We start from the raw sequence: 21,501 nt of genomic DNA on the forward strand, positions 1-21,501 counted from the left end.
TCGACAAGAAGCACAAGCCTGCAATTAAAGCAGGCTTTTTTATTGAAACCGTTTAATTTCCTGACCGCTTGTTCTCAATAATATCCTGATGAATAACGATACCCTGTGACGTCATAAGATTGCCTTATATTGAAATATTCCTCATATTTTCCATTGGGTTACATATAAGAATATATAAAGAAATATGATTCTTTTAGATGAGGATAATATTCCCGTGTGGCAAAAAAAAGGCTGAAAAGCCCCATAACACGCCGAGCGAAGCGTTAACTAAAAGGGTACTTTTTAAATGCCGCCTGGTTTTCGAAAACGTCGGCTACCGCTTGAATCTTTTTAAAATCCCCGGCGTTAACGACGTGAGGGATCATTGACTGAATAAATGTCCAGATAACCGTACTGGTAACAGCAACCTGATCGGCCACCGCGTTTTCCGGGCGCGCTTCCAGCAGCGCGTTCCATTCCCGACAGGCAGCCAGCAGCTGGACGGTAATACGTTCTATCCACGGATTATGTTGTTTCTCCGCCGGGCGCAGATTGTGTTCGTACACATTTTGCACAGCTTTCTCCGCGGCGGCGAGGATAAAGCCCAGCGTCTGGAGATCGTTCGCCAGTGCATCCTGCGTCACGGGCAGGAGTCACCGTTCAGGCGCGGCCTGAGCCTCAAAATAATTCAGTATGAGAGACGAGTCCATCAGACGTGTTCCATTTTCCAGAACCAGCGTTGGCGCTTTTACCGCAGGGTTAATCCGGGAAAATTCCTCAAATGTGCTGAATACGGACAACGGCTGGCTTTCAAACGCAACGCCATAAAGTTCCAGGGAGACCGCCACGCGGCGTACATAAGGAGAATCCATCATGCCAATCAGCTTTATCATGATTCCCGTTTTCCTGTCTGTGTGAAATAACGCTTCATTGAAGATGATAAACAGACATTACAATAAATTCGTTGTGGCGAATATCATCAGTATCTTACGGCCTGAGTGAGTATTACTGACAGATTGGCCGGTTAGTGTTTATCAGATTCAGTCTATGAGGGCGTGGTTTCATGTCGGATTTTCCTCCTATCGCAAGTTTGCGTAGTTTTGAAGCTGTGGCTCGCCTTGGCAGCGTAACGCTTGCGGCGAAAGAGCTTCACGTTACCCATTCCGCCATCAGCCAGCAGATTAAAGTGCTGGAGGAAATGGTGGGGGTGAAGCTGTTTATCCGTTATGGGCGAGGGGTGCAGATCAACGAAGAGGGGCGTCTCTACGCGTTACAGGTGCGCGAAGCACTGAATCATATCGCAGATGCCACCCGGTTAGTGCAGGTGAAACCGAGAATACTGGAACTGACGCTGGCGATGGTGCCGTCTTTTGGTTGTCACTGGTTGTTGCCGCGTCTGGCGCGGTTTTGGGAAAAATATCCACACATCACGCTGCGGATCCAGGCCAGTCTGACGATCACCCGCATGCAGCAGGAAGGGATAGATGTGGCGATACGCATGGGGAAAGGTAATTGGGAAGGAAGCGACTGCCATTATCTTTTTTCAGATGAACTGATTGTGGTTGCAGCACCCGGTTATAACGGCGGCGTCCTCCCGGCAACGCCAGCTGAGGTGGCGAAGAGTAAAATCATATTCTCCATGGAGTCGTGGAAAACCTGGTGTTTCAATGCGGGACTGGAAAAAGATATTGTGCCCGGCGGGTTATGCATTAACGACTCAAATTTAGTCCTTGAGGCTGTCAGACTCGGTAAAGGTATCGCGCTGGAGCGTCGCTCTCTGGTACAGGATGCCATCACCCGGGGCGAGTTGGTCCAGCTTACCCCTTTCACTGCACCTTATCCCTGGCCTTACTGGCTGGTGACATCGCAGTTAACGGAAGCGAAACCGGAGGTGGCTCTCTTTAGTGAGTGGATGGATGAGGAAGTGACGGCCTGGCGTCAGTTGACAGGGGCTGTGGAAAGTAACGGCTAACAGAAAAGCAAAAAGCCTGCTCTAAAAAGCAGGCTTTTCAAATTTGGCTCCTCTGACTGGACTCGAACCAGTGACATACGGATTAACAGTCCGCCGTTCTACCGACTGAACTACAGAGGAATCGTGTGAACGAGGCGCATAGTATCGGCCTCAGTTCGTCTTGTCAAAGGGGGAAAACGCACTTTTCGTTCGTTTGCCGACAATTTCAGCAAATCGCTGATTTTATAGCAAATTCGCGCTGAAATTACACAGTAAATTACGCCGCCCGCAGGCGGCGCGCAGGATTAGAACAGTACGGAGTAGTTCAGACCAAACGTACGGCCACGGCCTTTATAAGTATACAGACCTGGTGTACCGTAGGTTGGGCTATACAGCCCCGGCGCACGCTGACCCCAGGCGGTGGTGTAGTCTTTGTCCAGCACGTTTTCCACGCTGAAGCTCACTTTACCCACCGGCAGGTCGTAGCTGCCCAGGAAGTCGACCGTGTTATAGCCATCGATCTTCTTACCGTCGGCATCTGACACGTCAAAGGTCTGCGTACTCTGCACGCGCAGGGTCCAGTCGCCCGGTGCCCAGTTGACCCAGGCGCTGGCTTTCGACGGGCTGGCGCTGTCTACCGTCAGCTTCTCCCATTTACCGTTTTCGCGGGTTTCAGACTTAATGGCGTTAAAGTTCGCGCCGGTGCTCCAGTCGCTGTCGGTGAAGAAATAGTCCACCTGGCCTTCAATCCCGTAGATACGACGCTTGTCGTCTTCGAGGTTGATGGTCATGTCCGTCTTGTTGATGGTGATGGTTTTGTCCGAGAGCGAGTAATACGCCGCAACCTGCGTGCGCAGGTTATCGCCGGTGTAGCGCCAGCCCAGCTCATACGCGTTAACCTTAATGCCGTCCAGCGTCGAGTCGTTAACGTTCACGCTGTTCAGCAGGCGATAGTGCCCGTCGACAAGCTGGTAGGTACCGGAGCCGTAATACTTCGCCAGGTCCGGAATTTCGAAGCCCTGGGAGAAATTAAACCACAGCTGCTGCTGTTCGGTCAGACGGCCAAGGATCCCGGCGTTGAACAGGAAGTTGTTGTAATTGGTTTTCCCGCCCGGTACCGCATCAGCCGATGTGGCTTTCCCGTTAGCGATGGCCTGTTGCTGGGTATAACCAACGAAGTCATCCACCTTGTTTTCGGTGTACTGATAGCGCACGCCGCCGCTCAGGGTAATGGCATCAATGTCGTAGCTGGCCTGCAGGAACGGGGCGAGGTTGGTAATGCTGTAACCCGGGTAACGGCCCACGTTATAGGCGTTCTCCAGATCCATACCGCCGCTTGCTGCCGCTTTGTCCAGATTGAAGAACTGCTGGTTAGCGTCGAAGGTTTCGTGGTCAGCATCCACACCCCAGGTCAGCGTTAAATCATCCATCGGTTTGCTGTTCAGCGTCAGCTTGCCGCCGTAAAAATCGGTTTTCTGCTGCGACGCACCGATGCTGCTCACCACGCCTTTGGTCAGTGTCGGGAACGGGTAGTAGGTCAGGCTTTCGTCACGATAGTAAATCTGTGCGACCAGATCCTGGCCCCAGAAATCGGTGTTGGAGTACTGCAGGTTAATCAGATGCCGCTCTGTGCCCGGCAGGCGGTCAGAGTTCAGGTTGCCTTTATTGTAGGCTTTGGCATCACCCGTAACCGCGGAGAAGTTTTCCCCGAGGAACAGGCCGTGCTTCCCGTCAGACTCGCTCTTGTAGTATTGCGTCGTAAGCTGCAGCTGCTGGTGATCGTCGATGTTGAGGGTGCCTGTTCCCATCACATCCAGACGGTCGGAATATTGTAATCCGGTCTGGGTGTTATCAATAATCACCTCGTTGCCTTTGCCGTCGTACCAGCCGCCGTAGCGCTGATACGATACTGACAACCGGCCAGAGGCATTGTCGTTGCCGCCGCTCACCGCGGCTGACACGTTCTCATCGTGATCGTTATGGCTGTTAAAGCCACTCTTTGCTCCGGTCTGGAACTCCACTTCGGTATCAGGCTGGCCTTTTTTGGTCACGATATTCACCAGACCGCCGGTGCTGCCGCCGCCGTAGAGGGACGTGGCGCCGGAGATCACTTCGATACGGTCAATGTTGAACGGATCGATAGAGTCAAGCTGGCGGCTGTCGCTGCGGGACGAGTTAAGACGCACGCCATCCACCATCACCATCATCGAGCGGCCGCGCAGGTTCATACCGTAGTTGGTGCGGCCCTGGCTGCTGACGTCCATGCCCGGGATCAACTGCGCCAGGACTTCTTTAATCTCTTTTCCACCCTGAACCTGCTGTTCAATCTCAGCACGCTCAATAACCCAGGTAGTCTGCGCCATCTCCGCCACGCTGCGGTGCGCGCGGCTGGCGGAGACAACAATATTTTCTTCCTTTTGTTCTTCCGCCCACGCAGAGGTAGAAAGCATTGCAAGCAAGCAAGGATTTAAAACCCAAAGATGAGAACGTTTCATTGTTATGTAGTTCCTGAATGTGTGTGTCAGTACTCGGTGGTTCTTGCTAAAGATTGATAAACCTGGCTGCTGTCCGGGCGGGGAGTGCTTCGCCAGTGGATCACGCCAGGGGTGGTGGCCAGCTCAAACGGCTCGTCGTCGTGCGCGCGATTCAGAATTCGCGCGGCGCGCCAGGCCATCAGGCTGAGCTGGGGTTCGGCAATGCCAAGACGGTGCATCCCGGCATTCACGGCGAACAGGCGGTTGCTCTGCGGACCGTCCCATTCAAGGGTGAAATCATTGTTGATGCAGAAGGTTTCGTCGGCGTCCAGACGCAGGCGATGGGAGAGCGGTGCCAGAAACGCAGGCTGCACGGTGCGATAGCCGGTCGCGAAAATCACCACGTCGGTATCGAGTTGTTCACGGCCGCCGTCAAGGTGATGCTGTAACGTCAGGCGCTTGCCGTTCTCCTGCTGCGCGATCGCGGTGACCGAGCGAGAGGGCAGGAGGTGTGCCCACGGTTTTTCCCGCAGCACTTCGAAGCGGTGATACATGGCGCGATAAATCGCCAGCAGAGACTCCGTGGTGATGCCGTCGGAGGTCATCTTCTGCTCGTGCAGCATCTGACGACGCGCCTCTTCGCCAAGCGTGGAGAAGCTGTCTACATATTCCGGTGTGAAATACTCGTTGGCGAAAGCCGCTTCATCCAGCGCGTTATAATTGTTGCGTCGGGAAACCCAGTTCAGGCTCAGTGGCTGACCCCACTCCCCGCGGAAGATATTCAGAAACAGATCCGCACCACTCTGACCTCCGCCGACGACGGTGACGCGTTTACCCGCTAAATCCGGCGTGCGCAGCATCATCTCGCTGGCGTGGAAGCAGCTGTCATCCTGCGCCGGAGCGCAGTCAGGCAGGTTAATCTGTTTGCCAATTCCCACGCAGACGTGACGCGCCAGGAAGCGATCGCGCTGAGTCACCACGTCGAACAGACCGTTTTTTTCATCAAAACTGACCTGCTGTACCTGCTGGCTGAAGGACAGGTTAGTGAGATTTTCCGCGGCCCAGCACAGGTAATCGGCAAACTCTTCGCGAGAAACGGTACGCTGCTCGGTGGTCAGAAAACGATAGAACTTTTTACGCTGCACCAGATAGTTAAGAAAACTGTGGCGATTGGTGGGTTCCACGGCGCTCACCAGATCTTTCAGGAAGCTGGTTTGCATATGGCAGTCCGGCACCATCATGCCAGGGTGCCAGGAAAAATGCGGCTTGCGTTCAAGAAACAGCGAACTAAAACCGTCCAGTCCTTCAGCCAGTGCGGCGATGCTGAGGTTAAACGGGCCAATACCAATGCCGATGAAATCATACGTTTTCATTGCGCTGACTCCTGGGAGACCAGAAAAAGAGGGTTATCAAGATCGGTGACATAGTTCGGCAACATGCGGCTGCCGCCGTCGTGTTCGGAGAAGGTCAGTTTGACCGGGTTGAGGATCACGCGAATAATTTGCGGCTTTAACAGATCAAACTTCGCAAAGCGTTCGGCGAGATCGGGATGTGCGGCCATATAGCGGCGCAATACCTCGGCCAGGATCTGGTAGAAACGGGTTTCGCTGACGCCGCTTTGCAGGGTAAGGCGTGAAATAAACCGCAGCACCGTGACAAAGTTACCGGTTTGCAGATCGTGAATGATGTAATCCGCACTCAGGCGCGCCGTGACGGACTTCACCTGTTCAGGCAGGCTTGCTGCCTGCGGGAAATCTTCATCCACCAGGCGCATGTCCCCCTGGAAATCTTTCAGCAGGATGCGTTGCGGAATGGCGTCTTTCATCACCAGCGTCACGTTCTGGCCGTGGGCGATAAGCGCCACGCCGTAGCGGCAGAGCAGGTGATAGAAGGGGATAACCGTCGCGTCAAAGAGCTTTTCCAGCCAGGCTTCAGCGGTCAAACCGGATTGGGCGATCCATGCGTCAATCAAGGGGCGTCCGGCATTATCGCTTTCCATCAACGCAGCCATCAGCACCGCTTCTTCACCCTGCTGAAGATAACAGGACGGATTTTCGCGCCAGATAACCCCCAGCATCTCCTGATAACGGTAAGGCGCTTTCGGCAGCGCGGCGTAACCCGGGTGGGAAAGATACCCGGCCGCGGGCTCGCCAAGCACCTGCGCGCCACAGTGAATAAGCGTGGCATCGCTGGCGAACTGCTGCTGTAACCAGCGTGAGGCCAGCGGGCCAGCGGCAATGTACTTACCCGGAATACCGCGATAGCAGGAGGTGTTGTAAATGGTCAGCGGCAGCTTGATGTCAAACGGCGCGCGGCGGCTGGCATTGGTGAGGGTACGCAACGATTGCTGCGCCAGGTACTCGTCGCCAAACTCGCCCAGCTCAACCATTTCGCCGCGCGCGAGTTGCGCTAGGAAATGGACAGCAATCTTTTGTTGCCACTGCCACGGATGCAGCGGCACGGGCAGCCAGTTATCATCAAGATCCAGCGCCTGCCAGCGGGCATCAAACCGGGCGCGCTCGGCGTTATCCATGGCGCTCGCCAGCAGGGTATTGATATCGCAATCAACATCGCTGCTCCAGACCAGGTGCGCACGTTGCACGGCGACCCAGTGCAGGCGAAAACGGCCACGGTATTCCGGGGCATACTGGCGTAGCGCATCCAGCCCCCAGCCGCGGCGTCCCTTGTTAAAGATAAACTTAGGATGGCCGCTCATCAGGCACTGTAATTCGTCCGGGTCGAGATGAATGAGCGCATCAGCATCCAGCGTTTCGCGCGCCTGTAACAGCTGAATATCACCCCGCAGCGTGGCATAGAGATCTTCCAGATGCTCCGCGGTCTGCGCGTCGCTCATCTCCAGTACCGTCGCAAGCTGCAGCAGTGCAGTTTCTGCGTCCACTGCGTTACCGCTGACGGTGGTCAAGCTCTCGGGGTCGATATGCAGCCAGCCCCAGATCCCGCGCGTGGCCTGGAACTGCCAGGTCTCCGCGCCCATGGTGATTTGCCAGCGATTGTCTGCCAGCTGCCGGGCGCTCAGGGTGCGTTCATATTCCAGCTCGGCGAGGATTTTCGCCACCATGTCGCGGTTCACTTTCTGCCAGTACACGTTCACAGTCCCACCTCGCTGAAGAAGCGGTGACGCTGGTTCATGATGAGGCGCGAGCGTTTATGCGGGAAGTCGAACTCTTTCACGGTTTCGAAACCGGCAGACGAAAGATGGCGGAACAGGCGCTGGTTGTCGAAACGCGGCTCGGCAACGATGCGTGTTGTGCGTGGCTCATCCAGCCACAGATAATGGCTCAGACCGCGCAGCCAGCTGCGGATATACTGCGCGCCGCGCCAGTTTTCTTCCCCAACCAGCATGTGCAGGCCGCGGTCAAATGGCTGCCAGCGATAGTGACGGCCAATACGGTCTTCCGCCGCCCAGTAAATTTCAAAGTAGCCGAACGGCTGGTCATCAAAGCAGCCGATAAGCGGATAACAATAGGTCGAGTCGAGCTGACGGCGCAGGTAATTTTCCTGCTCCGCCTGCGGGCCGGCCATCTCCCAGAAGGCGTTAACGCGCGGGGTGTTCATCCAGCGGGTGAAACGTTCGCCGTCCTGCGCCACATCGGCCACGCGGAAACTCAGGGTGCGTTTAATCTGCGGGTCGTAACGGCGATAGACTTCACCTTGCGGGCGGTGAGGGCGCAGCGGGAAGTAAAGCTGACGGCTTTCATCGAACTGCATGCCGCCGTGGTTCTGGGGCCGTTCTCCCTGCAGCCACAGGGGTAACTGCCAGAACGTTTCGCGCGCCAGATAATCTCCGCTGGCAAGCGTAAACAGCGCCTGCGCCTGCGGTTCATCCTGCCAGGCAGACCAGGGGAGCGTGACGCCGGTCAGAGCCGGCGCGGCGATAAACAGCTGATCCAGCGCGTCGACTAACCAGCCTTCTGGCATACCACTCACGCGCTCAAGCACTGCGCTGCCGTCGAGACCTAACGTCAGGGGCAGAGTGTTCTCCGTTACGGTGCAGCGAAAGCCATAGCCAGAATGGACGATATTCGCGTTTGCCATCACGCCTTCTCCTTGTAAAACGGGTTGCTAAAGTCGAAATAGATCACTGCCGGATCGGCGATGGTGTTTTCGTTGCGATCGTGCAGATAGCAGAAAAAGTTGCCTTTACAGTTCCAGGTTGGGCTGTCGAGCACGTAGTCGAGGCAGCGGGTCTGTTTCGCTGTTTTGCGTAATTCGGCCAGTGCGTCACGCACCTGCGCCATCAGGCTCTCTTCGCTGTCGAAACCGGCGGCGGCGAGCGCGGCAGTCACGGCAAGCGTTGAGTTCAGCAGCAGGTAGTAGGGGAAGTAGCGCAGCAGCTGGCTTTCGCCAAAACGGTTTTCCACATCATGTTCACCCGCCTCTTTTAGCCATTCATCGGCCCCTTCGGTCCAGGCGCTGCCCTGGCAATCACGGTAGATCAGCCCGACGGGGAAATCCTGCTGCATCTCAACGAGGATATTTTGCTGGTGTGCCAGCAGAACCAGGCCGTAATCCGCTTCCGCGCTAAACAGCGGAAGTAAGACGCGATCGCAATACGCCTGCACCCAGCAGCGCGCAGCCTCGGCGAGGGGTAAATCCAGGCGCTGGCTCAGACGACGTACCGCCGCAACCAGCAGACTGTCACCTCCGTCCGGTGCCGCCTGCGTCAGGCTCACCAGTACGTTGGTCTGGCTGTCTGGCGTCTCAAACAGCAGGTTCACGCGCAGGGCCATCAGGCTCTCTTCCTGGATGACGCCATTTTCATCACGCAGCCCCGCCCAGCCGTCTTCCTGCATAACACGCAGGGTCGGGTAGCGTGCCTGTAAGGTCTGCCAGCGCGCTGTCTTAGCCAGACGCGCCAGGCGCATACCGCGTTTAACCTCTTTCACCGACAGCGTGCGCACGGAGTTGGTCAGGCGCACGCTGAGGGAAAACTTGATCATGTCGCTGTTGGTTTCGCTGTACAGCGAGCGCGAGGAGCTGGTGGGCAGCCACTGCACGCCCGCTTCGCCCAAATCCTGCAGGTCGCCGTTAGCCACAAGACGCTGGCACCAGGCCTGACCCAGCAGATGCTCGGCCTGCCACGGATGCATCGGCAGCAGCCAGCAGGTGTCGGTGAAGTGACCGAGGAGCTCAGGGGCACTCTGCGCTGCGAAGCGCAGCAGGCGTTCGCGAAGAGAGACGGCCAGGCTGTCGCCGGCAATCAATTCACGCTTAACCGCAAACCAGCGCAGCGGGAAGCGGGAGGCAAAATCAGGCAAATAGCGGCGCGCTTCACTTTCGTTAAACGGCTCGTGAGATTTGGGGGCCGGGTGAAACGCATGTCCCACCAGCAGCGCCTGTTCTGCTTGCGCAAAATTCAGCGGTTTGTCACGCAGGTTTGCCCAGTTGTGGCGCAAATCGATGGCCTGCCAGGTGTGGGCATGGCTTTCAAGGGCGCGTTGCTTAAAGCGAGCCAGCGTTTCGGTATCGAGTGAGCCTTTAACTGAAGGTTTTTCCAGAATTAAGTCAATCAGTTGCGTGAAAGTGACGGCGTCACCGCTGTCGCTGTCGCGCTGGATAAGCGTCGCCGGAAAGTGATACTGATGATGCTGAGTTGGAGAGAAATAGCGTACCGGAACCCGAATGGCCTGGGTTGAAGAGAGCGGAATATGAATCTGCGATAGCTCATCCGCAACGGTAGCGGGGAGATAGCGCCAGTCCTTCGTTTCACGCAACAGGGCGTTCAAAAAACACTGGGCCGCAACGTCTGTACCGGCGGAGCGGGGCAGAGTATGCATAGGTGTACCTCATTCCATGATTGATAATAATTATCGTTATGATATGCATTCTGTTTACAGCCGCAACTATTTTTGCAATATTTGTTTTCATAAACTTCATGATTTCCACACATTTATTGACACTATGTTCACATTCTCATGCGCACTTACCCTGAAACACTGACGGAAAACCTCACCCCGAAAGCGAACTGGCCACTGGCGTTATGCGCCGGATTGTTAGGCATTGGGCAAAACGGTTTGCTGGTCATGCTGCCGCAACTGGTCACCCTGACCGGGTTATCGCTCTCCGTCTGGGCGGGGCTGTTAATGTTCGGCTCCATGCTCTTTTTACCCGCATCGCCGTGGTGGGGACGCCAGAGTGAGCGACACGGCTGTAAGGTCGTGATGCAGGCCTCGCTAAGTGGCTATCTGGCGAGTTTCGTCGTGATGGCGCTGGTGGTCTGGGCGATGGCAAGCGGGATGATGAGTGCTGTCTGGGGGCTGGCGGGCCTGATCCTCTCGCGCACGCTGTACGGCCTGACCGTCTCAGGGCTGGTGCCCGCGGCTCAGACATGGGCCATTCAGCGCGCGGGTCTGGATAAACGCATGGCCGCGCTGGCGACCATTAGCTCCGGCCTCAGCTGCGGTCGTCTGCTGGGGCCGCCGCTGGCGGCGATGATGCTTAGCGTCAATCCGGTGGCTCCCCTCTGGTTGATGGCGATTGCACCGTTTATTGCTCTCCTGCTGGTCCTTCGAGAGGTCGCCGATCCGCCGCTGCCGCCGGTCGCGCATCAGGCGACGCGTGTGCAGGTTTCAATGCTGCCGTACCTTGTGCTGGCGTTGCTTCTGGCCGCACTGGTGAGCCTGATGCAGCTTGGCCTGTCACCGCATCTCAGCCCTCTGCTGGATGGTGACCCGCGAGAGGTAAGCCATCATGTCGCGCTGCTGCTGAGTCTGGCCGCGCTGGCAACGCTCGCTGCGCAATTTCTGGTGGTCCGTCCGCAGCATTTCAGCCCGGTGACATTGCTCTGCCTGGCCGCGGTACTGATGGTGACGGGACTGGGGCTAATGTGTATTGCCGGTCTGGTGTTGTTCTACGTGGGAATTGTCATGACGTCGCTGGGAGCCGCCATGGCGACGCCAGGATACCAGCTGCTGCTGAATGAACGGCTGACCACCGGAAAAGGGGCGGGAGTGATTGCCACCAGCCACACGCTGGGCTACGGGCTGAGTGCGCTGCTGGTGCCTGTCGTCACGCGTTTATTCGGCGAGGTATTTTTAACGCAGGCCGCCTGGGTGATGGCGCTGATGTTTCTGGTGATGAGCCTATGGGTACGGGCGGTCAATCGTACCCATGTCGACCCGTCTTAATGGAGCTGGTGAGATGAATTGCCGGCAGGATCCTCATTTTGCCGCAGACGCAGCAGAGGGTCTTGCTGATAAAACTGACAGAACCGTTGCCAGAGGGCCGGGAAACGGGGGGCGAAAAGCTCAGGCGCGCTAAAGAAATATTCTGACAGCACCGCAAAGCACTCCGCAGGATCGGTTGCTGCATAGGCATCGATGCTGGCGGCACTTTCGCCCACCAGATCTATCTCATCCTGGATATTATCCATTGCCGCATGCAGATCGTGTTCCCAACCCGCGACCTCACGAAGCGGGATCAGCGGTACACCGCTGGCGCGATCCCCGTTGCGGGTATCCAGCTTATGCGCCACTTCGTGAATGATCAGGTTAAAGCCTGATGCGTCGAAGGAGTCCTGAATATCAAGCCAGTTCAGAATGATCGGTCCTTGCTGCCAGCTTTGCCCGGACTGCACCACCCGCTGGTTATGCACCAGGCCGAAATCGTCCTGCCATTCATCGTCCACCACAAACGGTGCAGGGTAGATGAGTACTTCATGGAAGCCATCCAGCCACTCAATACCGAGTTCCAGTACCGGCAGACAGAAAAGCAGGGCGATACGCGCGTTTTTCAGGGGATCCAGCTCGAAGCCCTGCAGCGGAACCAGACGTTTTTGCTGCAAAAAGCGATCCGCCAGTTGAACCAGTTTTGATTGTTCATCCGGCTGAAGATTAGCCAGAACAGGGATCGCCAGCGCTTCATCCCACGGCAGCGCCATATTTCGGCCAGCGTCATTCGTTTTCCAGGGCCACTTAATCATCGCTTTGCTCGCAAACTCGTCACTTGAACAAAAGGGGAAGGTAAGGTTCTGTTAAAATGCCAGACATTCTGCCACCAGGGCAACTCCAAACAAGAGAGATGCGGAGGGGATCCTACACCTTTTCTGCATGCACGTTATCATTTAGGTCACGGAGTGGATAGTGCTTTGAAAAACTGACGTTCGTTTTGTGACTCTGGTCGTCAAGCGTAAGCGCAATGAACGTTCTCTGCGCCTGTCGTTGCCTTCACTTTGTCTCACAGGTGAGACGCTTTCCTCTGAAGCGCGGTCAATGCTAAAGAGGTTTATTATTATTTGTGTAAGTATTTAGCAGGCAATTTTATTCTACGGAAACTATTATTGATTCATTATAAATACACAAAACGTCCTGTATTTAAGGTTTCACTATAACGCATTAAAAGCCGTCATTTATGTGCGCTTAAAGGAATATTGATTCTATAGAGTGGGGCTGTTTTTATTGCTATGGTTTGACGGTCAGCAAAACGATATTGTTGATACCCATTATTCCTACCTGATAATTCACGGTGCTAACGCGCTACGTATATTAATGGAGAATATATGCTGTTCAGAAAAATCGCTTTCGTTGCTGTTCCTTTACTTTTTTCCTCCGTTGCATGGGCTGATGTTGGTGCGCCATGTTGCCCTTTCAGCGATGAAAATCTGAAAGAAAATATCAAGCCACTGGATCATTCTCTGGAAAAAATCCTCAAACTGAAAGGCGTTTCTTATACCTGGAAAGAGGATAAAACAGGGGATGTCGGCTTAATTGCTCAGGATGTTGAGAAAGTCTATCCGGAGCTGGTTAAAACTAAAGGTGAAATCAAACAGGTTGATTATCAAAAGCTTGTCGCGCCATTGATTGAAGCCGTACGTGAGCAGCAGAATGAAATCAACGCGCTGAAAGCAGACGTCGCGCAATGTGCACGTAAAGCAAACTAGTCGGTTTTTGGTGTGCGCCCGCCGTGTAACCATTGCGGGCATTTCTTGTGTCGCGTAAAAAAGACGGTCTTTTGGTGAGTAACAGGGTGAATGCCGGAAAAAGCTGACAGATCTGTGTGTATTATCAGGGTTAGAATTTATTCCTCTTTTAATTTCCTGAAGCGACCTATTACGTGCATTAGTTTTATCTTATTGCTCATTTGAAATAATGAACTTATTGATATTCTGAAAAAGACCTATTTTGTCTCGGCAGGAGAGTCGTCTCTTTCACCAAATTATCGACCTCGTCGAATGATGACATCCTGAACGCTATATTGATAAGATTATTTCTCTGGGAATTATGAATAATAAATTACTCACACAGTCTCTCATTGCCGCAGGTCTGATTGCGGCAATTCCTTACGCCAGCGCGTCCAGCAATAGTTTTGACGCACGTAGCTCCGCCATGGGCGGGGTCGGTGTTGCTTCGGCACACTTCGGTGCTGCCCCGCTGACCAACCCGGCGCTGCTGGCGACCTCCCGCGGGCAGGATAAAATCAGCCTGATTGCACCGTCAATCGGTGCGCAGGCCAGCGATCCGGCGAATCTGATTGATGGTTTTGATGACGTAACGACGGCATGGGATAACCTGGAAAACGCACTGGGTAGTGGCAATGAGGCGGAAGCTGCTGGCAAACTGGCTGATAGCGTAGCGGGCCTGGCGGGTGAACATGCCAACGCGAACCTGGGATTAAGCATGGTGCTGGCGGTGCCGGATGACGAATTACCGGTGGCCTTATCCGTCAACAGCTGGGCGAAAGGGCATGCACGCGCCCTGGTCAGCCAGTCTGATTTGGATTATCTGGATGATGTCGCCAAAGGTATTATCATTCCGGGAAAAGATGACCTTGATAAACTCACTTCCCGTGCGGAAGGCATGGCGGCGCTGGTGACGGAATATGGCGTGACGGTTGCGCATCCTTTTACGCTCGGCGAACTGCCGGTGGGTGTTGGGATCACGCCTAAAATCCAGCGTATTGAAACCTGGAACTATAACGTCGCCATTAATAATTATGATTCATCGGATCTGCGCGACGGCAACTGGCAGCATCAAACGATGAGCGCCAATATTGACGCAGGCTTTTTTGCCTCCGTCACGCCAGAGTGGATGGTAGCCCTTTCCGCGCAGAACCTGTTTGAAAACAAAGTGAAAACGCGAGAAATCAACGGCTATCAGCCGGCGTTTATCATTCGTCCCGAGCTGACGGCTGGTACGGCCTGGAATAACGAGCGCGTAACCCTGAGTGCAGATATCGACCTCACCCCGGTGAGCAATTTCCAGTATGTTGATAAAAACCAGTATGCAGCCTTTGGGGCAGAACTGCGTGCAGCGGACTGGGTGCAATTGCGGGCGGGCTACCGGCTGGATATGCGCGGTAACGATCGTCGTGTTGTCACCGGTGGGGTTGGCTTATCCGCCGGAGAGGCCATGCAGTTTGATTTAACGGCTATGGCCGGGCGAGATCGCACGATTGGCGGTGTCGCACAATTTACGTTCCATTTCTGATCGAATAAAGGCCACGGGAGTGGCCTTTATTCAGCTGTCATCATCCTGATTTACCCTACTTCTGTGATTTATTATTTCAGGTGGCTTACGTGAAAAAAGAAACAAATGATGGAATAAAAGTCTATACACCGCTCGCATTGAAATTCTATGACTGGTGGGTGTTAAACATATCGAATCGCTACGCCTGGAAATGCGCCACAGAGCGTCATCTTATTCCGTATTTCAGAAACAACATGAGAAATCATCATCTGGATATCGGGGTGGGAACGGGGTTCTACCTGAATTATGCCCCGTCCCTTTGCACTGTATCTTTGTTGGATTTAAACAGAGCAAGTCTCGATGCGGCAAATGCTCGCGTGGGCAGAGACAGGATCAAAGAATCTATTCTTCATGATGTTTTCAATCCCTTTCCATCTCATCTGCATGACCAGTTTGATTCTGTTTCTCTGTTTTATCTGCTTCATTGCCTGCCCGGCACGATGAAAGAGAAATTCCCGGTTATCCGCAACGCTGCTACTGCATTAACCGATGAAGGCTGCCTGTTTGGCGCGACCATCCTCGGCGACGATATCGGCCATAACGCTTTCGGGCGTAAACTGATGGGCGTTTATAATAAAAAAGGCATATTTTCTAACAGAACCGACAATATCGAGGATTTGCAGACGATCCTGTCAGAGGCTTTTCATCAGATTGACATTAAAGTAGAAGGTAAAGTCGCCCTGTTTAAGGCTGCGAATAAAAAACAGGCCGCATACCGGTGAGTTAATTTCAGTAAATTGTCTTTTTACCGATAAAAGATATGCGTTGATACCATTATATTAAGGGGAACGTTGGTTTCCGCGTCGCGTTCTAAACGGACAAAGGCTTTACCGGCTCGCCGGTAAAGCCTTTTTTAATGGCTGGAGCGATAACTCACCGTCAACTGATTGCTCAGTATGGTCACCGGGGAACGAAGCGTCCCTGCTTCAGAGGCATGATATTCAAACCGAAACGGTCCTTCTGGCGCAATCCCGGCCGGGAGGGGCATTTCTCCCGCCCACCCGGCTAATCTCACACAGCGTGCCGCGTTGCACAGTCGAATACGCAATCCTGAAGGCGTAAGGCCATCCGTTTTTATCTTCCAGTGAACAGTCGTCGCGCGTGCCCCAGGGGGAAGGGGAGAAGGGCTCTGGAGCGGTTTACTTTTTACAGACTGTTGGCCGCGCGTCATCGTACCGCCAAAGCTCTCACTGCTCCAGCTGCCGCCGGCGGCCAGCGCCCACGGCGAGATCAGAAGGAGTCCCGCCAGATACGGTTTACTCATCCTTTGCCTCCAATCAGGTAGGTCATACGCACGTTACGCTGGGTATTGATCTCCTGACTGGAGAGCACCGCCAGTTGAGGGAAGATGCGGCGCAGATAACGCGACAGCATCAGCCGCAGTGCGGGGTTCACCAGCAGTACCGGCGGTGCGCCTAATCCTTCCTGATGCAGCAGCGCTTTTTCTGTCTGCTTCATCAGGTTTTCGGCAATCCCCGGCTCGATGGCGCTGCCGCTCTGGGTGGCCTGTATCAACAACTGCTCCAGCGAGAGATCAAGGCCAATCAACTGAATATCGTCCTCGCCGGGGAACCATTGCTGTGTAATGGCACGAGAGAGGCGCGCACGCACGCGGGCGGTCAACTCATCAGCATCGCTTTGCGCGGTGGCAAACTCGGCCAGCGTATCAATAATGGTGCGCATGTCGCGGATCGGTACACGCTCTGAAAGCAGGTTCTGCAGCACTTTATGCAGGGTGGTGAGGCTAATGACCGCCGGGATCAGATCGTCAATCAGCTTCGGCGACTGTCTGGCGATTTGGTCGAGCAGCTGTTGCGCCTCCTGACGACCAAACAGCTCGTCGGTATGGGTGCTGATCAGATGGTTGAGGTGTGTCGCCACGACTGAACTCGGGTCGACGACCGTGTAGCCCAGCGTCTGCGCCAGTTCGCGATGGACTTCGTCAATCCACAGCGCCGGGAGGCCAAAGGTCGGCTCCGTGCACGGCGTGCCAGGCACTTCACCCTCGGCACAGCCTGGGTTGATCGCCATCCAGCGGTCCGGTTGTACCTCGCCGTGGCCAATATTGACCCCTTTGAGCAGAATGCGGTAATGCGTCGGGGCCAAATCCAGGTTATCGCGAATATGCACGGCAGGAGGCAAGAAGCCCATCTGCTGGGCAAATTTCTTGCGGATCCCACGCACACGTGTCAGCAACTGGCCCTGCTGCTCATGATCCACCATTGGAATCAGTCGGTAACCCACTTCCAGACCCAGCATGTCTTCCATTTGTACGTCGGACCACGTGGCTTCATTCACCTGGGCCACCTCGGCATCGGTAATGTCTGAATTCGCCTGCGCCGTGCTGGATTTGTTCGTCTCGCCTTCGCGGCCACGCAACCACCAGGCGATGGCCAGTAACGTCACGGTAAACAGCAGGAAGACAAAATTCGGCATTCCGGGGATCATGCCCAGCATTCCAATGACGCCTGCGGCGAGAACAATCACGCGTGGAGAGGTAAACAGCTGGCCAACCATCTGCTCACCCACGTCCTGATCGTTTGCCACGCGGGTCACCACCACCCCTGCGGCGGTAGAAATCACCAGCCCGGGGATCTGCGCCACCAGCCCATCACCAATGGTCAGCAGGGTGTAGGTTTCACCTGCCAGACCCACGGTCATATCATGTTGCATGACGCCGATCACCAGTCCGCCGATGATGTTGATCGCCATTATCAACAGTCCCGCGATAGCATCACCGCGCACAAACTTGCTGGCACCGTCCATCGAGCCGTAGAAATCAGCTTCCTGTGTGACCTCTTTACGACGGCGTTTGGCTTCGTCTTCTCCAATCAATCCGGCATTAAGATCGGCGTCAATTGCCATCTGTTTACCCGGCATTCCGTCCAGTGAGAAACGAGCACCAACTTCTGCGATACGTCCTGCACCTTTCGTGATGACCATAAAGTTAATGATGATCAGGATGACAAAGACGATGATCCCGATGGCGAAGTTGCCGCCCACCAGGAAGTGACCAAAGGCCTCCACCACCTGGCCTGCCGCTTCGGAACCGGTATGACCGTTCATCAGGATCACACGCGTGGAGGCCACGTTTAGCGCCAGGCGCAGCAAGGTCGAAAACAGCAGGACCGTAGGAAAAGCGGAAAACTCCAGCGTGTTCTGGGTAAACATGGCGACCAGCAAAATCATGATCGCCAGGACGATATTGAAGGTAAACAGCAGGTCCAGTACAAAGGTGGGCAGCGGCAGGATCATCATCGCCAGGATGGTCATGATCAGTACCGGCCCGGCCAGCACTTGCCACTGGGTTTCCTTCATATTGGGTAATCGTAACTTGGTGGCGATATTGGCCATCACTCTCTACTCTCTTGTACAAAATCCATCGTCGCGGGGACGGGAAGATCTTTAGGTGTCAGCGGACGTGAGCCATAGCCTTTACGCCAGCGCTTCAGGCCATAAACCCAGGCCAGCACTTCGGCCACCGCGCTATACAGCTCGGCGGGAACCGGCGTGCCCGGGTCACAATGGCGATACAGGGCGCGCGCCAGTGGCGGTGCCTCCAGCATGGGAACCCGGTTCTCTTCGGCCAGCTCGCGGATACGCAGGGCAATCAGCCCACTGCCGCTGGCAACCACCATCGGGGCGCCCATTGCACCCTCCTGGTACTTCAGGGCCACCGAATAGTGGGTCGGGTTGTTCACCACCACATCGGCGGTGGGAACATCGGTCATCATTCTTTGCTGCGCCATCTGACGCTGCAGCTGGCGGACTCGCGCTTTGATCTGCGGGTCGCCTTCCTGATTTTTGAATTCGTCTTTGATCTCTTTAAGGCTCATGCGCAGCTTCTTGAAGTTGCTCCAGAGCTGGTAAATCACGTCGAAGGCAACCATCGGGATAAGCGATAAAATAATGACCAGCATGCAGCCAATCAGCAGGGCGCTGATATCCGCAAGCGCCATGCCCAGAGGTTCAAAAATCAGGTTGATAAACTTCGCTTTGTTCAACCACAAAAACAGCCCGCCACCGATTCCCGCCAGCAAAACCTTCAGAATGCTCTTTACCATTTCCGACACCATTTGGCCGGAGAACAGACGCTTAATGCCGCTCAGGGGGTTGAGCTTCTTAAGGTTAAATTTGATGGCTTTGGCACTCATATTCAGGCCGCCAATAATTGACGGCGTGACGAGGGCAGTAATAAACAGCCCGCCGACGAACGGCAGGATCGCCAGAAACGCTATTCCCAGTAACGCGGCCGCATGGTGCAACATATGCTGAGGATCGCTGACCAGCAGCCGGTCGAACGTTAAGCCGTTATGCAGCAAATGCTGCAGTTGCTTTGCCAGGTAATTTCCGCCCACGAGCAGCAACCCCCATCCTGCCAGCAGCATGGAAAGGCTTGTCAGCTCGCGCGAGCGGGGAACCTGGCCCTCTTCACGCGCTTTTTGCTTTCGGTGGGGTGTGGGGTCTTCTGTTTTTTCGCTGTCGTTTTCTTCTGACATGGCATAAGCCCGGCGTGATTAGAAGCCGAGTGACTCCAGCAAATCGTCCACCTGCTCCTGCGAGGCGACAATACCTTCCACGCTGGTATCAATCTGTGGACCGTTTTTCAGATGATCGTCACCGTTTTCAGCATCGGCATCGCGCTCGGTCATGTTTTCAACCAGTACGCTGATAAGCTCTTTTTCTACCGTCTCGATAACCTGCATCAGGCTTTGCAGTACCTGGCCGGTCAGATCCTGGAAATCCTGAGCCATCATGATTTCGGTTAACTGACGGTTGGTCTGCTGAGTGATATCCGGCACGGTGTGCAAGAACGTACGGGTTGCTTTTACCAGTTCACGGGCCTCGTCAAGCGGCTGTGGCTCCTCGAACCATGCATCCCAGCGTTCGGTCAGTTGTGACGCGTTCTCGCTTAACCCTTCCTGAAGTGGACGCGCCACTTCTACGCTGGTGAGGGCGCGATCGGCGGCCTGAGAGGTTTTACCTACCACGTAGTTCAGGCGGTCGCGCGTGTTAGGGAACGCGTCAGCCACCTCCATGATGGCCTGCTCCAGCCCGAGGTTGGCCATGCTGTCGCGCAGCAGGCGGGTCAGTTGTCCGATACGTAAAAAGATATCTTTGGCGTTATCCGCCTGCATATTTAACGGGGTGCTCATCATCGTTACCCGAGTTTTTCAAAGATTTTGCCCAGCTTTTCTTCCAGCGTAACGGCGGTGAAAGGCTTGACGATGTAACCATTCGCACCCGCCTGAGCGGCCGCGATAATGTTCTCTTTTTTCGCTTCAGCGGTGACCATGAGCACGGGCAGTTTTGCCATGCCGGCATCGGCGCGAATGGTTTTAAGCAACTCGAGTCCGTCGACGTTCGGCATGTTCCAGTCGCTTACAACGAAATCGAAATTGCTGGCACGCAGTTTGTTGAGCGCATCCTGACCGTCTTCGGCCTCATCAATGTGCTTGTAGCCCAGATCCTGCAGCAGGTTACGTACGATGCGTCGCATAGTGGCGAAATCGTCCACCACCAGAAAACGCAGGTTTTTATCTGACATGGGTGAAACTCCTTAACGTCTGACATCCTTTGTGGATGCATTTTTATAATGAAAACTGTCCAGCAGGCACTGGCTGATATCGTCAAGGTCGACGACCTTTTTCGCGCCACCGAGGGCGATAGCTTCGCGGGGCATACCGAAGACCACACAGGTTGCTTCGCTTTGCGCCAGCGTAAACGCACCGGTTTGCCGCAAATGCAGCAGACCACGCGCGCCATCGGCGCCCATGCCGGTCAGGAGCGCGGCGCTGGCATGTTTGCTGGCCTGACGGGCCACTGAATCAAACAGAACATCCACCGACGGACGGTGGCGGTTGACCGCGGGCGCATCGCTGAGCCTCACCCGATAGCCATTGTCCTGGCCGATGATTTCCATATGCCGATCGCCTGGCGCTATCAGGGCCGTGCCGGGCAAGACGGGCTCACCGTCCTGCGCTTCGCGCACGGCTATCTGGCACAAGGAGTCAAGGCGCTGGGCAAACGAGTGGGTAAACCCTGATGGCATATGCTGGGCGATAACGATCCCCGGGGTGCTGACGGGAAGCGGCATCAAAACCTGACGCAGGGCTTCGGTACCGCCCGTTGATGAGCCGATTGCAATAATGCTTTGCTGGCGGACAGGTATTCCGGCCAGTATGGGACGAGTGCGCTGACTGCGCAGGTTCAGCTTCGCGCGAGCGGCAATGCGGATCTTCTCGACCACCTGTTGGCCCCAGCTCTCAATGTTTTCTGCGGCGCGATGTTCCGGCTTAGGCAGAAAGTCGACCGCACCATGTTCAAGCGCGTTCAGGGTGGCCTTTGATCCTCGCGTGGTCAGGGAGGAGATCATAATGACCGGCATGGGGCGCAGGCGCATCAGGCGGGAGAGAAACTCCAGCCCGTCCATACGCGGCATGTCAATATCCAGCGTCAGCACATCCGGATTCAGCTGTTTGATCAGCTCACGTGCAATAAACGCATCCGGCGCTGTTCCTGCCATTTCCATATCAGGCTGCTGATTCACAACCGCGCTTAGGGAAGGTGCGAACAAGTTCCTGATATGAGATCATCATATTCATCCGGAGCG

General features: G+C 55.0%; 17 protein-coding genes, 1 tRNA gene and 1 pseudogene. 5 read left to right on the plus strand and 14 right to left on the minus strand.

Annotated features, from left to right (window positions below; genetic code table 11):
• Positions 1–263 precede the first annotated feature (263 nt).
• Positions 264–872 (minus strand): annotated as a pseudogene (locus tag HV157_RS23700) (glutathione S-transferase family protein).
• A gap of 170 nt (positions 873–1,042) precedes the next feature.
• Between HV157_RS23700 and HV157_RS23705 the strand changes: the two are divergent.
• Positions 1,043–1,951, plus strand: a complete 909-nt coding sequence (locus HV157_RS23705) for a LysR substrate-binding domain-containing protein (RefSeq protein ID WP_182269023.1) — start codon at positions 1,043–1,045, stop codon at positions 1,949–1,951.
• Positions 1,952–1,995: 44 nt separating this feature from the next.
• Here HV157_RS23705 and HV157_RS23710 read toward each other — a convergent pair.
• The 6 genes from HV157_RS23710 to HV157_RS23735 all read right to left on the minus strand — a co-directional run bounded on the left by HV157_RS23710 (position 1,996) and on the right by HV157_RS23735 (position 10,202).
• Positions 1,996–2,071 (minus strand) — tRNA-Asn (locus HV157_RS23710).
• A 164-nt stretch (positions 2,072–2,235) separates the two neighbouring features.
• The gene (locus tag HV157_RS23715) at positions 2,236–4,425 is read right to left on the minus strand and encodes a TonB-dependent siderophore receptor (protein ID WP_182269024.1); all 2,190 of its coding nucleotides are present in this window, start codon (positions 4,423–4,425) and stop codon (positions 2,236–2,238) included.
• Positions 4,426–4,451: 26 nt separating this feature from the next.
• Complete coding sequence (locus HV157_RS23720; RefSeq protein ID WP_020883310.1) at positions 4,452–5,777, minus strand: SidA/IucD/PvdA family monooxygenase; 1,326 nt, start codon at positions 5,775–5,777, stop codon at positions 4,452–4,454.
• The gene (gene iucC, locus HV157_RS23725) at positions 5,774–7,516 is read right to left on the minus strand and encodes an aerobactin synthase IucC (RefSeq protein WP_275943649.1); all 1,743 of its coding nucleotides are present in this window, start codon (positions 7,514–7,516) and stop codon (positions 5,774–5,776) included. Before iucC ends, HV157_RS23720 begins: the two co-directional genes overlap by 4 nt.
• Positions 7,513–8,460: a GNAT family N-acetyltransferase gene (locus HV157_RS23730; protein WP_182269025.1), complete on the minus strand. Its 948-nt coding sequence runs from the start codon at positions 8,458–8,460 to the stop codon at positions 7,513–7,515. The genes iucC and HV157_RS23730 overlap by 4 nt, the downstream gene beginning before the upstream one ends.
• Positions 8,460–10,202, minus strand: a complete 1,743-nt coding sequence (locus HV157_RS23735; RefSeq protein WP_182269026.1) for an IucA/IucC family protein — start codon at positions 10,200–10,202, stop codon at positions 8,460–8,462. Before HV157_RS23735 ends, HV157_RS23730 begins: the two co-directional genes overlap by 1 nt.
• A gap of 138 nt (positions 10,203–10,340) precedes the next feature.
• Here HV157_RS23735 and HV157_RS23740 point away from each other — a divergent pair, with 138 nt between their 5' ends.
• Complete coding sequence (locus HV157_RS23740; protein WP_068794772.1) at positions 10,341–11,552, plus strand: MFS transporter; 1,212 nt, start codon at positions 10,341–10,343, stop codon at positions 11,550–11,552.
• On the opposite strand, the gene mtfA is transcribed toward HV157_RS23740, so the two are convergent.
• On the minus strand, positions 11,549–12,346 hold the full coding sequence (gene mtfA, locus HV157_RS23745) for a DgsA anti-repressor MtfA (RefSeq protein ID WP_014170764.1): 798 nt from the start codon (positions 12,344–12,346) through the stop codon (positions 11,549–11,551). The genes HV157_RS23740 and mtfA overlap by 4 nt on opposite strands.
• 576 nt (positions 12,347–12,922) lie before the next feature.
• Between mtfA and HV157_RS23750 the strand changes: the two genes are divergently transcribed.
• From HV157_RS23750 to HV157_RS23760, 3 genes are all read left to right on the plus strand, one after another.
• The gene (locus HV157_RS23750) at positions 12,923–13,303 is read left to right on the plus strand and encodes a tail fiber domain-containing protein (protein ID WP_025203729.1); all 381 of its coding nucleotides are present in this window, start codon (positions 12,923–12,925) and stop codon (positions 13,301–13,303) included.
• Between the two features lie 340 nt (positions 13,304–13,643).
• Positions 13,644–14,849, plus strand: coding sequence for a conjugal transfer protein TraF (gene traF, locus HV157_RS23755; RefSeq protein ID WP_182269027.1), 1,206 nt, complete (start codon positions 13,644–13,646; stop codon positions 14,847–14,849).
• 89 nt (positions 14,850–14,938) lie between these two features.
• Positions 14,939–15,610: a class I SAM-dependent methyltransferase gene (locus HV157_RS23760; protein WP_182269028.1), complete on the plus strand. Its 672-nt coding sequence runs from the start codon at positions 14,939–14,941 to the stop codon at positions 15,608–15,610.
• A gap of 131 nt (positions 15,611–15,741) precedes the next feature.
• Here HV157_RS23760 and HV157_RS23765 read toward each other — a convergent pair whose 3' ends face one another.
• Genes HV157_RS23765 through HV157_RS23790 form a run of 6 tightly spaced genes read right to left on the minus strand, consistent with a single transcriptional unit; the run spans position 15,742 to position 21,474 of the window.
• Positions 15,742–16,152, minus strand: a complete 411-nt coding sequence (locus HV157_RS23765; RefSeq protein WP_182269029.1) for a flagellar protein FlhE — start codon at positions 16,150–16,152, stop codon at positions 15,742–15,744.
• Positions 16,149–18,242, minus strand: coding sequence for a flagellar biosynthesis protein FlhA (gene flhA / locus HV157_RS23770; protein ID WP_025203734.1), 2,094 nt, complete (start codon positions 18,240–18,242; stop codon positions 16,149–16,151). Before flhA ends, HV157_RS23765 begins: the two co-directional genes overlap by 4 nt.
• Positions 18,242–19,387 (minus strand): flagellar biosynthesis protein FlhB, encoded by a 1,146-nt coding sequence (gene flhB, locus HV157_RS23775; protein WP_063924773.1) that lies wholly within the window; start codon positions 19,385–19,387, stop codon positions 18,242–18,244. The genes flhA and flhB overlap by 1 nt, the downstream gene beginning before the upstream one ends.
• A gap of 18 nt (positions 19,388–19,405) precedes the next feature.
• A complete protein-coding gene (cheZ, locus tag HV157_RS23780) occupies positions 19,406–20,044 on the minus strand; it encodes a protein phosphatase CheZ (RefSeq protein ID WP_025203736.1) in 639 nt (212 codons plus the stop codon).
• 5 nt (positions 20,045–20,049) lie between these two features.
• Positions 20,050–20,436: a chemotaxis response regulator CheY gene (cheY, locus tag HV157_RS23785; RefSeq protein WP_025203737.1), complete on the minus strand. Its 387-nt coding sequence runs from the start codon at positions 20,434–20,436 to the stop codon at positions 20,050–20,052.
• Between the two features lie 12 nt (positions 20,437–20,448).
• Positions 20,449–21,474 (minus strand): chemotaxis response regulator protein-glutamate methylesterase, encoded by a 1,026-nt coding sequence (locus tag HV157_RS23790; protein WP_182269147.1) that lies wholly within the window; start codon positions 21,472–21,474, stop codon positions 20,449–20,451.
• Positions 21,475–21,501: the final 27 nt, after the last annotated feature.

It is taken from the genome of Enterobacter sp. RHBSTW-00318 (genome assembly GCF_014101375.1).
In the GTDB taxonomy this organism is placed as follows: Bacteria; Pseudomonadota; Gammaproteobacteria; order Enterobacterales; family Enterobacteriaceae; genus Enterobacter; species Enterobacter ludwigii.